The organism is Mesorhizobium sp. M0058 (assembly GCF_040323095.1).
In the GTDB taxonomy this organism is placed as follows: Bacteria; Pseudomonadota; Alphaproteobacteria; order Rhizobiales; family Rhizobiaceae; genus Mesorhizobium.
Window position 1 is genome coordinate 1 of record NZ_JAMYUQ010000004.1, and the last position, 15,484, is coordinate 15,484.

A 15,484-nucleotide genomic window follows, 5' to 3' on the forward strand; every position below is an offset into this window, starting at 1 on the left:
GCGGGGCGCCTCGTTATTTTGTTTATCACACCCCCCCGCCCCCGGGGCGGGGGGGGTTGGGGTGGGGAGCTCACGGGGCGGTGGGGGGGCTCGACCGTTCATCCGCCTGATTGCCTGCTTGCAGGCGTTTCGCGCTCGCTTCCGTCGCTCCTGTTTACGGCGACCGTGGGTTTCATGGCCGCCTTCCCCCACTCCGTCGCCGCTTCGCGGCGCCACCTCTCCCCCCTCCGGAGGGAGAGGAAAAGAAGCTAGTTCGCCATCCCATACACCAGGCTCACACGTCCATCCGAAAGCGCCTCGGCCTTGCGCAGTTCCAGTCTGTGCCGGGCGTGCACCGTGCCGAACAGCGCCTTGCCGTCGCCGGCGAGCAGCGGGTAGATGATGAGCCGCATTTCATCCACTAGCCCCGCGTCGATCAGGCTGGCGGTGATGCTCGCGCCGCCCATGAGGTAGATGTTCTTGCCGGGCTCGCGCTTCAGCGCCGCGACGTCGTCGAGGCGGCGCAGGAAGCGCGTCGAGGCCCAGGCTGACGTCGTCATGGTGTTCGACAGCACATAGTGCGGGGTTTTCGCGGCAAAGCGCGCCCATTCGAGTTCGGCCGGGTCGACCAGTCTGCCGGTCATCGGCAATGGCTGGTCCGGCTCGTTCTGTTGGATCGCGCTCCAGTAGCGCTCATAACCGGCATACATGACGCCGCCGAGCAGGCAGGCGTCGATCTCGGGCATCAGGCCGTATTCCTCCGACCAGTTGTCGACCCAGTCGGCGAAGCCTTCGGGGCCTTCCATCTTGCCGTCGATGGAGATCTTCATTCCGGTGATCAATTTACGCATGACTTCCTCCTTCGGGCTTGCGGGATGCAAGCACCTTGCCTGGTTTCACTTCCGATGACGCGCCGCGGTGTCTGGCGAAGGCGCGTGTTTCGCCGGCCCTTGCGCCGGCATCCGGCGCAAGGGATCGATGGTGCCCGGTTGGACCGGGCGATGCGTCAGGTCAGGTCAGGCCGGCAGGCGCCGGTCGTAGTCCGCCACGAGACGGCTAAAGCTGTCCCAGAACGGTTCGGGCTTCTCGGCCGCCACGCGGGCAACCAGGAGGTCGAGATGCACGTGCCAGCCTGCGGCATGCATCATCAGGCTCGAGCGGTCCGGCAGGCGGCGGTGGACCAGGGTGAGCAGAACGTCGTCGCCGCGCTGCGCCAATTCGAAGGTGACATTGCCGCTGCCGTTCCAGGTGATGGTGAGCTTGCGCGGCGGATCGCACTCGACGATCTGGTTGTGCATCCGCTGCTCGCCGCCACTGAAGCTGGCCGGCCTGTCGCCGGGCGGGTCGGTCAGTTCGTCGTTGCGCCAGACCAGCTCGAAGGAAGAGCCTTCCTCCATCTCCATGTCGCCGGCCGCCAGCCATTGGCGGCGCAGATCGCTCTGCGTCAAATATTCCCAGACGCGCTCCCTGGTTCCGGGCAAAAGCCGTTCGATCCTCAAAGTGGCCGGCTGGATCAGCTGGGCGTAGCCGTCGAAGCTGTTCATCTGGTTCATCGGTCGTCTCCCTCGGATGATGTTGGCCTGGATGTGTCTGGCTTGGGTGATTCCGGCTTGGATGGTTCTGGATTTGCCGGTGCCGGCGTTGACGGCGTTGTCGACGTTTTGCGCCCCGCCTCCTCGCGCATAAGCTGTTCGAGGACATCGAGGCGGCTGTTCCAGAAACGCGCGTATTGGCCGAGCCACTGATAGGCGGTGGCCAGCGGGCGGGCCTCGAGGCGGCAGACATGGGTGCGCCCGCGCACTTCGCGCCGGATCAGCCCGGCATGCTCCAGCGCCTTGATGTGCTTGGAGGCGGCGGCCAGCGACATGGCGAAGGGTTGAGCCAGCTCGCTCACCGTGCGCTCGCCGCCGGCGAGGTGGTTAAGCATGTTCCGGCGCGTGGCGTCGCCAAGGGCGTGAAAAACCTGGTCCATCTGGGGCGTCTCTAATTCAACCATGTAGTTGAATATAGAGGCGAGATTTTAGATAGTCAACTAGTTGGTTGAATGTTTTTTGGGGAGAGGCGCTGGCCCCCTACCTCCCCCTTGTGGGGAGGTCGGACCGTAGGTCCGGCGGGGGTACTAGCGCTGACCGTGGGGGATGTGGATTTCCTCTTCCCTCACGAAAGTCTGGGAGAGGAACCCAAGATGGCGGAGGTCCGCGCAGACCCCCACCCCGATCCGCTTTGCGGATCGACCCTCCCCACAAGGGGGAGGGTAACCTCACCCAGCCATGGCCAGCGGCACCGCGCTCTTGTTGGGGATCTGGATGTCGATCTCCAGCGTCGACATGGTCTCGCCGCGGTCCATCGAAACTTGCAGATAATCCTGGTCGATCTGCACGTGCTTGGCGATCACCGCCATGATCTCTTCGCGGAGGATCGAGACGAGATCGGGCTGGCTGCGGTTGCGGCGCTCATAGGCGAGAAGCACTTGCAGCCGTTCGCGCGCCACCGGCGCGCTGGTGCGCCGCTTGAAGATGTCGAGCAGGTTCATGCCGCCCTCCTTCCCAAAAGACGATCGAGGAAGCCCTTGCGTTCGAAGGGCACGATGACCGGCAGCTGTTCGCCCTCGAGCCGCTTGGCCGCGTCGATGTAAGCCTTGGCGGCGGCATTGAGCGGCTCCGACAGCGTCACCGGCGAACCGAGGTTGGAGGCGCGCAGCACATCCTGGCTCTCGGGGATAATGCCGAGCAGCGGCACCGACAGTATCTCCAGCACGTCGTCGATCGACAGCATTTCGCCCCGCGCGGCGCGTCCCGCATCATAGCGCGTGACCAGCACATGCTTGGCGATCTGCTCGCCCTCCTCGGCGCGCAAGGTGCGGGAATCGAGCAGGCCGATGATGCGGTCGGAATCGCGCACCGACGACACTTCCGGATTGGTGACGATGACCGCCTCGTCGGCAAAGCGCATCGCGAGCTGCGCGCCGCGCTCGATGCCGGCCGGGCTGTCGCAGAAGACATAATCGAACACCGAGCGCAGCTTGCCGATGACCTCGGCCACGCCCTCCTCGGTCAACGCATCCTTGTCGCGCGTCTGCGAGGCCGGCAGCAGGAACAGCGTCTCGACCCGCTTGTCGCGGATCAGCGCCTGCGACAGCTTTGCCGAGCCCTGGATGACGTTGACGAGATCGAACACCACGCGCCGTTCGGCGCCCATGATCAAATCGAGGTTGCGCAGGCCGACATCGAAATCGACCAGCGCCACCTTCTTGCCGGTCTTGGCGACCGCCGCCCCCAGAGCCGCGGTAGAGGTCGTCTTGCCGACGCCCCCCTTGCCCGAGGTGACCACCACTACCTTGCCCATCAATAAAGCCTCCGTTGTTGTTCGTTATGTCGTTGTCGGGCGACGCATTAGCTGAAAGGGGCGATGCGCAGCATGCCGTTGTCGAGAAATGCCTGCACAGGCTTGCCCCGGACTGACGGGTCCATCTCCTCGGCCGTGCAATACCAGCCATCGACCGAGAGAAGCTCGGCCTCGTTCCTGCGGCAGAAGACACGCGCCGCCGTGTTCCCTTGAGCGCCTGCCGAAGCGCGGCCGCGCAGCGTGCCATAGACATGGATCGAGCCGGTGGCGACGATCTCGGAGCCGGACGCGACGGAGCCCAGCACGATGACATCGCCATGCGGATGGAAGATCAGCTGGCCCGAACGGATCGGCGAGCGGATCATCAACGTGCCAGCGTCGGGTGCGGCAATTTTGGCGTCATGCGACGGCTTTGCATCGCCCGCCGGTTTCAACTCCCCTGCCTTCAAATCGCCGGCCTCAGCCTTGATGCCACCGGTCGCCTTCATGTCGCTTACGGCAGTGGCGTCCTCCGCCCTGCCCGCCTTGCGGCTCGGCTGCAGCAGCAGACCGTCGGTGGTCGCCTCCTTGGCGCCGACCAGCACCGGCGGCAGATGCGCGCCAAGCTCGGCGCCGCCATCGAGCTCCATGGCATAAATGCGGATGCCGCGCTGGCCGAGCAGATCGACCAGCGCTTCGATGGCGACGACATCGGGCTTGAGCACGTTCAGGTCGAGCACCACCGGGCGCCCGGCAAAATAGCCCGGCGAATTGCCGACCCAGCGATCGAGGCTCTCCAGCCAAACATCCAAAGGCGCCTCCGGCGTCAGCGTGAACGCGACGAAGGAGCGGGCGCGAAAGCGAATGGATTTGGCCTCGAGGGGAGCGGCAAAGGTCACGGCGGGCGATTCCTTACTGAGAGGTAAACGCTAGCGGTGGTATGGTTAATGAAAGGTTAACGGGAAGGGGGGTGATGACACCAGTCTGGCGCCCACCCGCCAAGCCTATCCAAGGCTGCCGGATGGAATCATCGGCGGTTGAGAGGAAAAAATACCGAACGATACCAACACGTCGGCGCGAGGCAGGTTAAGTGTACAGCTTAAAAAGCGTTCGCCCAATGGACGTAGCTTTCACCAACAGATAATGAGAAACTCCGACTTCACTTAGCTGGAAAGTACGTAGTCATTGGGACATAATCAAATTCGGATTGCACTGCTTGCCAAAGGGTATTTTCCAAAGGAGCTTCCTGCGGTCTTCACGACGAGCGACTTCGGAACTCATTCCGCGGAGATACTGTCCGAATGGAAAGTAGGCGCTGTATTCTCAACGGACACGAAATCTCTGGGAAAGACGTCCGAAAAGAAGATACGCCGTAACGCATATACATATAAAATTTGGGACGCAGAAGCCGAGATTATCTCAAAACCCAAGAAGGGCTACGAGAGACGGAATATCCACATTACGCATCCAATTCCTCAGGCTCTTTTGATTCACGAATTATCAAACAACTGGAAAGCCGTCCAGAAATGGCTTTGCCGACAAACGTTCTCCGAGGACGAGATACGTGTTTCGAGTCAGTACGAACGATCTATCAAAGGTATAAATTTTCCTATTCACGGAGCGAAGAAGGCGTACCTAGAGGCAACTTCAGACTGGGTGGTCAAGACAGACATATCTCGCTTCTATCCCACCATATATACTCATTCCATTTCTTGGGCGGCATATGGGAAAACACGCGTAAAGCAAGAAATTAACAAGTATAAAGGATCTCTCGCTGATCGTATCGATTTGCTGGTTAGATCTTGCAACCGCAATCAAACAATAGGGATTCCAATCGGCCCGGAAAGCTCACGAATAATAGCGGAAGTCATATCCTCTAGGATAGACACTGAATTCCATAGTAGGTGTAGGCATATACCGAGAGAATGCATTGATCGCCTCCAGGACGACTGGTTCGTTGGCGTAGACAGCCTCGAAAAGGCAGAGAAAGTACTCTCGATAATAAGTTCAGTTTATCGCGATTATGGATTGGAGATTAATGGTAGTAAAACTTCCATCGAAAGCTTAGTTGCATCAAAAACTACAAGCTGGATCGCTGAAATCGGCGCCTTCCTGTCTCACCGGCCCGGTCAGCTCAATTCCGTGCGCCTCCGAGAGTTCTTGCAATTATGCCTTCGTCTTCAGACCGAGTTCCGGAGCGAGCCTGTCGTCAGCTACGCTCTTTCAGTAATTGAGAGTTCACTTAGCGCACGGTCAGAGGTGGAGATATTGGAGTCGTTCCTCCTCAAGGCTGCGGCAATCTCCCCGATGTCAATGGATCGTGTCTGCAGAATATTTTTGAACCTCCAGCATCGGACCAAGGCTTTATCGAAGCAGAGAGTTACGTCCCGATTCACAACGCTCGCAGAACGTTACATGGAAAGGGGCCACTCGTTCGAAGTAATTTGGCTATTATACACTTTACGAGGACTCAAATGTCCCCTTTCGTCGAAGGTAATTTCAGACGCGGCAGAAACCACTGCCTCGAGTTCACTAGGGCTCGTGCTACTCGACATGCAGAGCAAGGGCTTGTGCATTAGATCGCTGCCAAAGGCTGAATGGGAAAATTCCATTACTGATGACAGAGTGCGCTCCGACTGGATCTGGTTGTTGGCGTATGAGGGTTTTCGGCATGGTTGGCTCAATGATAAAAAGGGCCTTATGGCTAAATCATTTTTCAAGCCGATGGCATCGAGAAACGTAGTCTTCTATGATCCAAAAAAGAACGTTCAAAAGTCAGAGAAGATAGTCAAAGCAGTCCGCGGCGCAAGCGTGCGCAATGCCTTCGCCGTTGCCAAGATGTTCGAAACGCTTCGTGGGCTAAATAACTTTACTATTTCTGAGGGCTACTGAAGCGTCGATTTTGCTAGGGCGCGGATAGGTCCTGTGACGAGGGAGATTGGCCGTCATCTCCGCTTTCGCCAATCTCCAACGCGGCCGAGCAGCCTCCAGGATCTGGTTCAAGGCCTCCCTCACCTCACCTGCCCGGCGAACGCGACCCACCGCAACGTGCCTAACGCCGGAGCAGCTTGTCGTGTTACGATTGCCCGTCGGCAGCCTGCTGCCCTAACGCGGCTGCAAGTGCCGGCTCGTGAATATACTGCCAAACATGACGGCAGAAGATTTTCCTGCCGCTTCGCAAAGCAAGGAGACGATGATGAGCGCAAGGGGCCGAATTTGCCGTAGCCTGGTGGCTGTCCTGTTTGCCGGTGTCTTCTGGGTGGATGCCGCCCATGCGCAGGATGCAGGGTGTACGTTCGAGCCGGTGGCCGGTACGTCCCGACAGATTCTGAGATGTCGAGAAGGCCTTGCCGTCATTGTGGAAGGTGGCGCTCGCTTTACGCTGCAGGATCGCGATCGAAACGGCAGTCCCGACGCGGTCAGGTTGCGGCGCAAGGCGCTGCTGCTCGATGCTCCGGCCGGCGCGGTCCAGGGTGGCTTCGCGGTGATCACCCCGCAGGCGATCGCCGCGGTGCGAGGCACAAAATGGGCAGTCGACGTCGGCAACGGCAAGACGTCTGTTTTTGTCCTGAGAGGTCGCGTCGCCGTGCAAAGACCGGCATCCACCGCCGTCGTGGTCCTCGCACCGGGCGATGGCGTGGACGTCGAGGCCGGGACAGGCAAACTCATCGTCAAGCGCTGGCCCGCCAAGCGCGTTTCCGCATTGCTGGCCCGTTTCGGCCAGTGAGCTTGCCCAGTGAGCTGGCCCAGTGAGCTTGCAATGAGCCGACGAGGGCTTCCGACGCTGATCGCGCTCATTCTGGCGGGGCTTTGGGGCGCCGGCCTGGGCTTCGCGCACTGGCGCGGCAATTTGTGGTTTCTCGATCGCGTCGAGGCAACGATGACCGATCTTCGAACGCTTGTTCGAGGAACGGCAAAGCCGCCGGAGCTGATCACCATTGTCGCAATAGACGATGAAGCGGTGCGGCGCGAGGGCAGCTATCCCCTCAGCCGCGCCACGCTTGCCCGAATCATCGATACGATAGCGCCGCTTGGGCCGAAAGCCATTGCGCTCGACCTGCTGCTGGTCGACCCCGGGACAAAAGATACTGACGAGGCGCTCGCGCGTTCGCTGAGCAGGAGCAGAAGCGTAATCGCTGCAGCGGCGATCTACCCCGGAAGCAAACAATGGACGCTGGGCGAAGGACCGCTGGCCCGCGTGCCGAACGCCGAGCGGTTTCTGTGGCCCCTGAAAACCTTTTCGGACGCCGCCGCTGTGGGCGTCGTGAACGTTGTGACCGACAGGACTGGAACGCCCCGGTTCGCGCCGTTGCTGTTTCGGGCCGGAGACCAGTTGCAAGCGTCCTTCTCCTTGGGTGTCGCCGCCATGGCGGCGGGAGAGGACGCTGGAATTGCGCCGGATGATCTATCGCTGGACGGACGGTCGATCCGAACGGACGTTGGTCACATCCTGCCCCTGACATTCTATGGCCCGCGCGGCACGATCCGCACGATAAGCGCCGCGACGGTGCTGGAGGGCCGATTCGATCCCGGCACTATCCGGGGTCGGATTGTCTTGATAGGAGCGACCGCAACCGGCACCGGCGATGTCTTTCCGACACCGTTCGATCCCATACTGCCGGGCGTCGAGGTCATGTCGACGGCGATTGCCCATCTGATGACCGGCGACGGCGTAGTGCGCGACCAGAACGTTCGCGTTGCAGACGCGGGCTTTGCAGTGGCGCTGCCCATGCTTCTTGTCGGCCTGTTGGCGTGGCGCCGAAACGCCATCGGCCTGGCGGCGATCGCCGGCGTGGTCCTGATCTGGGTCGTGGTCAACATGACCGCTTTCCTGCACCATATCTGGCTGAGCGCCGCGCTGCCGATGACCGCTGCCATTCCGCCGGCAATCCTGTTTGGGGCCGCGCAGCTTTGGCTGGGCAGGAGCCGGGCCCAATATTTCGCCACGCAGAGCCAATTGCTTCAACGCGTTGAAGCCCTAGGACTGGGGGCATGGCTCGCCAAGCATGGCGACTTCCTCTCGGAACCCGTCCGGACAGAAGCCGCCATCCTGTTCATCGACCTGTCCGGCTTCACCGGACTGAGTGAAACATTGGGACCGAGCGCCACACGCGAACTCCTGAACAATTTTCACGCATTGGTGGACGAAGAAGTGACAAGCTGCGGTGGCGTCGTCACGAGTTTCATGGGTGACGGAGCCATGATCCTGTTCGGCCTGCCGGAACCGGCGACAGACGACGCCTTCAATGGCGCCCGCTGTTGTGTCGGGCTCTCCAGCCGCACCAACGATTGGCTCGCCTCGTTGCCTGCGTCGACCGCATCCCGGATCGGCTTCAAGATTGGGGCGCATCATGGAACAATCGTGGCCTCTCGACTCGGCGGCGAAGGGCGTCAGCACATCGCGGCCATCGGCGACACCGTCAACGTTGCAAGTCGCTTGATGGAAATCGCTGCCGACCAGAATGCCGAAGTGGCGGTGAGTTACGAAATGCTCGAAGTCGCCGGTCGCGACTGCGCGTTGTTCAAATCCGGTGCTTTAAGAGGACCTGTGGAGACACATATCCGTGGACGATCCGGCTCGCTCGCAATCTGGTTTTGGCAGAGTGCCCGGGCGCCGCAGTAGATCCGGCCTTGTGATCGACAGCGCGCCATCCATGCCTTCGCCCGGCGCGCATGCCGAAATGGTGCACCAAAGCCTCGACGCTCGACACCGCTTTCGGCCTGCACATAGCTCGCAATCAGGACTTCCGCCTCCCCTCGCTCCCCCTCGCCGCCTGCTCAACCGCCGCCCGATCCGTGCCCAGCCTGTCGATCAGCTCCTGCGCCTCATCACCCGATATGCCGGTGCGCACGGCGAGTTCCTCGACCGCCAGGATGTCGGTGCTGGCGATCTCGCGCGGCAGGGCGTCGTCGGCGGTTAGCGGCAGGGCTGCTTCGCGGTCGATTTCGGCCTCGGCCCGGTGCCAATGATGCTCGGGGTCGCCAGTGCCTTCGCGCTCCCAGATCTGGTAGGCGCGCTGCTGTATCTTGTGATGCCGGTCGTCTTCCATGGTGGTTCTCCCTGGGCTTTGAGGACGATCCGAACGACCCCAGAAATCGCGCGGTCGCAATCGTTCGCGGCGCCCTTCGCGCTGGCTATTCGCATTGCCGTCTCGGCCCGCCGGAATATGGCTGGTAGCTGTTGTCTTCCGGACGGTAGGAGCGATAGCGGCTGAAGCAGGAGGCGACATGGTCCGGTTCGCCGCCGGCGGCCGCGTAGGCGCCCGCGCCCTCGACATAGCTTGCCTCTCGCGGCGCGGCGCGGTCGGCGGCGAGATAGGGCGAGACGCAGGTGCGCTGCTGTCCGCTATAGGACATGTAGCTGTTGTCGTAGGGATCGTAGGAGCGGTAGCGGCTGGCGCACCAGGCGAGATGCGGCGGCGGCAGTTCGGTCCGCGCGATGGCGCCGGTGACTGTGGGATCGGGCTGCTGCCTGGCCGGGTCCTGGGCTGGCTCCTTGGCGGCGATGTCGGCAGGCGCGGACTGCTCGGGCACACGTTCGAAGTCCTGCGCCGTCTTGTCCACGGGCCGCGCTTTCCGGGTCCACAGTTCCGCCACGCTGACGGTGGGCCTTGCCTCCCGCACAGGCTTGGCGGCAAGCAGCCAGGCTGCGAAAACCAGCCCGCTGCCGAACACCGCAAGGGTCAGCACGAAGCCGCCGACCAGTCCCAAAATCGCTTTCACTCGACACTCCTTGTGTCCCTGCCAATAAAATGCGGGACATCACGGCTTGTTCCAGAAAAGCAGGCGCGAGGGACCTAAGTCTGACCGACCCACAACCGGCAGCTCGCCGAGAACCGGGTGCGGCGCGATTTCTTTCGACGGTGAAAATCAAGGGAGCGGTCGAGCCATTGGGCCAGATCACGTCCCGGCTATTCCGCCGCCTCGGCATAATCCACGGGCACATAGTTGAGGATCGGCCCAAGCCAGCGCTCGGCATCGGCCAGCGGCATGGCTTTGCGGCGGGCATAGTCCTCGACCTGGTCGCGCTCGACTTTGGCGACGCCGAAATAATAGCTTTCGGGATGGGCGAGATAGATGCCGGACACAGACGAGCCCGGCCACATCGCATAGCTCTCGGTCAGGCCGACGCCGGCATTGCGCTCGCCGTCGAGCAGCCGGAACAAGGTCGCCTTCTCGGTATGATCGGGCTGCGCGGGATAGCCGGGCGCGGGGCGGATGCCGCGATAAGGCTCGCCGATCAGTTCGTCGGGCGCCAGCTTCTCGTCTGATGCATAGCCCCAGAATTCCTTGCGCACCTTCTCGTGCATGCGCTCGGCAAAAGCTTCGGCGAAACGATCGGCCAGCGCCTTGACCATGATCGAGGAATAATCGTCATTGGCGCGCTCGAAGCGCTCGGCGATCGCCACCTCCTCGATCCCCGCGGTGACGATGAAGCCGCCGATATAGTCCGGCTTGCCGCTGTCGGCCGGTGCGACGAAATCCGACAGCGCGACATTGGCCTTGCTGTCGCGCTTGATCAGCTGCTGGCGCAGCGTGAAGAAAGTGGCAAGCTCCTGCGAGCGCGCCTCATCCGTGAACAGCCTGATGTCGTCGCCGACGGCGTTCGCCGGCCAGAAGCCGATGACGCCGCGCGGCGCGAACCATTTTTCCGCGATGATTTTTGTCAGCATCGCCTGCGCATCCTCGAAAAGCTGGCGTGCCGCCGGTCCCTGCTTCTCGTCGTCGAGGATCTTGGGGTAACGCCCTTTCAACTCCCAGGTCTGGAAGAACGGCGTCCAGTCGATGTAGCGCGAGAGCTCAGTCAGGTCCCAGTTCTCGAACACTTTCACGCCGGTGAAGGACGGCTTCGGCGGTTCATAGGCGGACCAGTCCACCCTGTGCGCATTGGCCCTGGCCTTGGCCAGCGGCAGCCGCTGCTTGTCGGCCTCGGAGCGGGCATGCGCGTCAGCGACCTTTTTGTACTCGGCCCGCACTGTGTCGACGTAGCCGCCCTTGGTCTCCTTCGACAGCAAGGACGAGACGACGCCGACCGCCCGGCTGGCGTCATTGACATAGACCGTCTGTCCCCTGGAGTAGCGGGGATGGATCTTCACCGCCGTGTGCACGCGGCTGGTTGTCGCGCCGCCGATCAAAAGCGGAATGTCGAAGCCTTCGCGCTCCATCTCGGCGGCCATGTGCACCATCTCGTCCAGCGACGGGGTGATCAGGCCGGACAGGCCGATGATGTCGACATTTTGCTCGCGAGCCGTCTGCAGGATCTTCGCCGCCGGCACCATGACGCCGAGATCGATGATCTCGTAATTGTTGCACGCCAGAACGACGCCGACGATGTTCTTGCCGATGTCGTGGACATCGCCCTTCACCGTCGCCATCAGGATTTTGCCGGCCGTCTGGCGCTCGCCATTGTCGATCCCATTGGCGGCATTCGCCAGTTTTTCCGCCTCCATGTGCGGCAGCAATCCGGCCACCGCCTGCTTCATCACGCGCGCCGACTTCACCACTTGCGGCAGAAACATCTTTCCAGCGCCGAACAGATCGCCGACGACATTCATGCCGGCCATCAGCGGGCCTTCGATGACATGCAGAGGCCGCTCGGCCGCAAGCCGCGCCTCTTCGGTGTCGGCGTCGATGAATTCGGTGATGCCGTTGACCAGCGCATGCGAAATCCGCTGCTCGACTGTCCAGTCGCGCCAGGCGAGATCGCGCTCCCTGGCTTCCTTGCCGGCCGTGCCCTTGAAACGCTCGGCGATCTCCAGCATGCGTTCGGTGGCGGTGCCGCCGGCCCTGGGCGCGCGGTTGAGCACGACGTCCTCGCAAGCCTCGCGCAGTCCCGGTTCGATCGTGTCGTAGACGGCAAGCTGGCCGGCATTGACGATGCCCATATCCATGCCGCGCTGGATGGCATGGTAGAGGAACACCGCGTGCATCGCCTCGCGCACCGGCTCGTTGCCGCGGAAGGAGAAGGACAGGTTCGAGACGCCGCCCGAGATATGCACATGCGGCAGCGTGGCGGTGATCTCGCCGGCGGCCTCGATGAAGTCGACGCCGTAATTGTCGTGCTCCTCTATGCCGGTGGCGACCGCGAAGACATTGGGGTCGAAGACGATGTCTTCGGGCGGGAAACCGGCCTGTTCGGTGAGCAGATTGTAGGCGCGGGTGCAGATCTCGACCTTGCGCGCCTTGGTGTCGGCCTGACCGGCCTCGTCGAAGGCCATGACGACCACCGCCGCGCCGTAGGCGCGCACCAGCTTCGCATGATGCAGAAAGGCTTCCTCGCCTTCCTTCATCGAGATGGAGTTGACCAGTGGCTTGCCCTGCACGCATTTCAGCCCGGCCTCGATGATCTCCCATTTCGAGGAGTCGACCATCACCGGAACACGGGCGATGTCGGGTTCGGCGGCGATCAAATTGAGGAACTCGACCATCGCCTTTTTCGAATCGATCAGGCCTTCATCCATGTTGATGTCGATGATCTGTGCGCCATTGGCGACCTGGTCGCGCGCCACGTCGAGCGCCGGGACATAGTCGCCCGCCGTGATCAGCTTTCGGAACTTGGCCGAGCCGGTGACGTTGGTGCGCTCGCCGACATTGACGAAGGGAATCTCATCAGTCAGCGTGAACGGCTCCAGCCCGGACAGGCGCATCTTGCGCTCGATCTCGGGGATGGCGCGTGGCGGATATTTCTTGACAGCCTCGGCGATGGCGCGGATGTGGTCCGGCGTCGAGCCACAGCAGCCGCCGACGACGTTGACGAGCCCTTCCCGCGCAAAATCCTCGATCTGCGCGGCCATGAAGTCCGGGCTCTCGTCATAGCGGCCGAATTCATTGGGCAGGCCGGCATTCGGATAGGCGCAGACGAAGGTGTCGGCGACGCCCGATATTTCAGCCAGATGCGCGCGCATGGCGTTGGCGCCGAGCGCGCAGTTGAGGCCGATGGTGAAGGGGCTCGCATGGCGCACCGAATGCCAGAAGGCGGTCGGCGTCTGGCCCGACAGGGTGCGGCCGGAGAGATCGGTGATGGTGCCGGAAATCATCACCGGCAGCCGTACGCCCTTTTCGAGGAAAATCTCATTGCAGGCGAAGATCGCCGCCTTGGCGTTCAACGTGTCGAAGATAGTTTCGATCAGGATGATGTCGGCGCCACCGTCGACCAGTCCGCGCAACTGCTCGCCATAGGCCAGGCGCAGATCGTCGAAGGTCACGGCGCGATAGCCGGGATTGTTGACGTCGGGCGACATCGAGGCGGTGCGGTTGGTCGGCCCGAGCGCGCCGGCGACGAAGCGCCGCTTGCCGTCCTCCTGCTGTGCCCTCGCCGCTGCCCGACGCACCAGCCGCGCGCCGTCGCGGTTCAGCGCGTAGACGGCATCCTCCATGCCGTAATCCGCCTGGGCGATCGAGGTCGAGGAGAAGGTGTTGGTCTCGAGGATATCGGCGCCAGCGATGGCGTATTGATAATGGATCTCCTCGATCGCCTTCGGCTGCGTCAGGATCAAGAGGTCGTTGTTGCCCTGCTGGTGGCAGGCGCAGCCGGCGAATGCCTCGCCGCGAAAATGCTCCTCGTCGAAACCGAGACCCTGGATCTGCGTGCCCATGGCGCCGTCGAGGATGAGGATGCGCTCGCGTGCCGCTGCCGTCAGCGCCGCAAGCACTTCGGACCCATCGGGCTTTGCCGCGACGGGGCCGAACAATGCGTCCAGCGATGCAGAATTCTGCGACATTTTTTATCCTTGAGGCGACAACCATCACATAAGGATATCTTTATGTCAACATACGGAATGCAGGCGAACGCGTCGTGGCGAGAGTTTGGTGCGATGGTCATCCCGATCGACAATGTGACGGCGGCGGTCATCGTCGCCGCTGCGCCCTGCCTACACCACGACGTCCCGATACAGCCTCACCTCGCCGTCCTGGCCGCGGATGCGCCAATCCTGCCCGTCCCGTCCTTCGATATGACACGGCCCGAGCGGCACCTTGCCGCCGCCTTCCGGCAGGTCCAGCACATAGACGGGATTGCAGATGCCCGACAGGCGGGCGCGCAGCGCGCCGGCCAGCGCCTGTCCCTGCGCAATCGTGGTGCGCCTGTGCGCCATGCCGCGCGCGAGGTCGCCATGGTGCAGGTAATAGGGTTTGACGCCGAGCCGGTACATCAGTTCGCGGCAGAGTTCCTCCAGCACCTCGACCGTGTCGTTGACGCCCTTGAGCAGGACACTCTGGTTGAGCAGCACGAAGCCTGCCTGGCGCATGACGCGGCAGGCCAATTCGGTGGCCGGCGTGATCTCCCGCGCATGGTTGAAATGGGTGACGACGGTGACCATCAGCCGGCCCTGCAAGGCGCCAACCAGCCCCGGCGTGATGCGCGCGGGCAGCACGACAGGCACGCGTGTGTGGATACGCAGCAGCCTCACATGCGCGATCGTCTCGATACGGGCGCGGATTTCGGCCAGCGCCTTGTCCGGCAGCGAAAGCGGATCGCCGCCGGTCAGGATCACTTCGCGGATTTCGGTATGGCCTTCGATATAGGCAAAAGCCTCTTCGAGCGCTTCTCGCGTATAGCCGCGGCCGATCGAGGTCAGGGATTCCTTGCGGAAGCAGAAACGGCAATAGACCGCGCATTGGTAGGTCGCAAACAACAGCACCCGGTCGGCGTGGCGGTGCGTCAGTCGCGGCACCGGACTGAAGGCATGGTCGGCGATCGGATCGTCGAGCTCGCCTTCCGTTTCCGTCAGCTCATCCGGCGATGGAATGACCTGGGCGCGGATCGGATCGGCGGGATCGTTCCAGTCGATCAGGTCGAGATAGGTTTTGGGGGCACGCACCTTGTGGCGTACGGCCGCCTCCTGCGCCGCCGCGCGCTCGGCGGGTGACAGCGGCAGGGAGGCGAGATCGCGGACGTGGCGCACGCCCGCGCGGATGTCGTTTTGCCAGGCGGTGTCGGCATCGCGTCCTTCGTCGGCGATGGCCGCGTCATCGAAAGTTGAGTCTGGGGTCATTGGGGCCTCGGGGCAATTCTGGCGGTGCTATCGGCCGGATGGACGGTTCGGTCAACTCCAGTGGCTCAGCGCGGATTGTCGCTGCGCTGCGGTCCTTCGCATCCCCCGACTATCGCCGTAGTCGACCAGCGCAGCAATTTCAGGCAATCTCACCGATAAGGCGCTCCAAGGGGAGATGGGCGCCGCCT

General features: G+C 62.3%; 13 protein-coding genes. 3 read left to right on the forward strand and 10 right to left on the reverse strand.

Features of this window, described 5'->3' with window-relative positions; all coding sequences use genetic code 11:
* Positions 1–248 precede the first annotated feature (248 nt).
* The 6 genes from NKJ75_RS07440 to minC form a co-directional block, all read right to left on the reverse strand.
* Entirely contained in the window at positions 249–830 is a 582-nt protein-coding gene (locus NKJ75_RS07440; protein WP_023834731.1) for a dihydrofolate reductase family protein, read from the reverse strand.
* A 165-nt stretch (positions 831–995) separates the two neighbouring features.
* Positions 996–1,532, reverse strand: a complete 537-nt coding sequence (locus NKJ75_RS07445) for an SRPBCC family protein (protein WP_023711862.1) — start codon at positions 1,530–1,532, stop codon at positions 996–998.
* Positions 1,529–1,975 carry an ArsR/SmtB family transcription factor gene (locus tag NKJ75_RS07450; protein ID WP_023834732.1) on the reverse strand — a complete coding sequence of 149 codons (447 nt, stop codon included), beginning with the start codon at positions 1,973–1,975 and terminating at the stop codon, positions 1,529–1,531. The genes NKJ75_RS07445 and NKJ75_RS07450 overlap by 4 nt, the downstream gene beginning before the upstream one ends.
* A gap of 264 nt (positions 1,976–2,239) precedes the next feature.
* Positions 2,240–2,512 (reverse strand): cell division topological specificity factor MinE, encoded by a 273-nt coding sequence (gene minE, locus NKJ75_RS07455; RefSeq protein ID WP_023684809.1) that lies wholly within the window; start codon positions 2,510–2,512, stop codon positions 2,240–2,242.
* Entirely contained in the window at positions 2,509–3,324 is an 816-nt protein-coding gene (gene minD / locus NKJ75_RS07460) for a septum site-determining protein MinD (RefSeq protein ID WP_023670342.1), read from the reverse strand. The genes minE and minD overlap by 4 nt, the downstream gene beginning before the upstream one ends.
* 47 nt (positions 3,325–3,371) lie before the next feature.
* Positions 3,372–4,202: a septum site-determining protein MinC gene (gene minC / locus NKJ75_RS07465; protein ID WP_023743858.1), complete on the reverse strand. Its 831-nt coding sequence runs from the start codon at positions 4,200–4,202 to the stop codon at positions 3,372–3,374.
* 286 nt (positions 4,203–4,488) lie between these two features.
* Here minC and NKJ75_RS07470 point away from each other — a divergent pair, with 286 nt between their 5' ends.
* The 3 genes from NKJ75_RS07470 (at position 4,489) to NKJ75_RS07480 (ending at position 8,926) form a co-directional block, all read left to right on the forward strand.
* Complete coding sequence (locus tag NKJ75_RS07470) at positions 4,489–6,195, forward strand: RNA-directed DNA polymerase (RefSeq protein WP_196815011.1); 1,707 nt, start codon at positions 4,489–4,491, stop codon at positions 6,193–6,195.
* Positions 6,196–6,499: 304 nt separating this feature from the next.
* Positions 6,500–7,030 (forward strand): FecR domain-containing protein, encoded by a 531-nt coding sequence (locus tag NKJ75_RS07475; protein WP_023834734.1) that lies wholly within the window; start codon positions 6,500–6,502, stop codon positions 7,028–7,030.
* Positions 7,031–7,063: 33 nt separating this feature from the next.
* Positions 7,064–8,926 carry a CHASE2 domain-containing protein gene (locus NKJ75_RS07480; RefSeq protein ID WP_023743856.1) on the forward strand — a complete coding sequence of 621 codons (1,863 nt, stop codon included), beginning with the start codon at positions 7,064–7,066 and terminating at the stop codon, positions 8,924–8,926.
* A 115-nt stretch (positions 8,927–9,041) separates the two neighbouring features.
* On the opposite strand, the gene NKJ75_RS07485 is transcribed toward NKJ75_RS07480, so the two are convergent.
* The 4 genes from NKJ75_RS07485 to NKJ75_RS07500 all read right to left on the reverse strand — a co-directional run bounded on the left by NKJ75_RS07485 (position 9,042) and on the right by NKJ75_RS07500 (position 15,296).
* A complete protein-coding gene (locus NKJ75_RS07485) occupies positions 9,042–9,353 on the reverse strand; it encodes a DUF2934 domain-containing protein (RefSeq protein WP_023743855.1) in 312 nt (103 codons plus the stop codon).
* Between the two features lie 85 nt (positions 9,354–9,438).
* Positions 9,439–10,026, reverse strand: coding sequence for a BA14K family protein (locus tag NKJ75_RS07490; protein ID WP_023743854.1), 588 nt, complete (start codon positions 10,024–10,026; stop codon positions 9,439–9,441).
* 188 nt (positions 10,027–10,214) lie between these two features.
* Positions 10,215–14,024, reverse strand: coding sequence for a methionine synthase (metH, locus tag NKJ75_RS07495; RefSeq protein WP_023743853.1), 3,810 nt, complete (start codon positions 14,022–14,024; stop codon positions 10,215–10,217).
* 150 nt (positions 14,025–14,174) lie between these two features.
* Positions 14,175–15,296, reverse strand: a complete 1,122-nt coding sequence (locus tag NKJ75_RS07500) for a KamA family radical SAM protein (protein ID WP_031204497.1) — start codon at positions 15,294–15,296, stop codon at positions 14,175–14,177.
* Between the last annotated feature and the right edge of the window lie 188 nt (positions 15,297–15,484).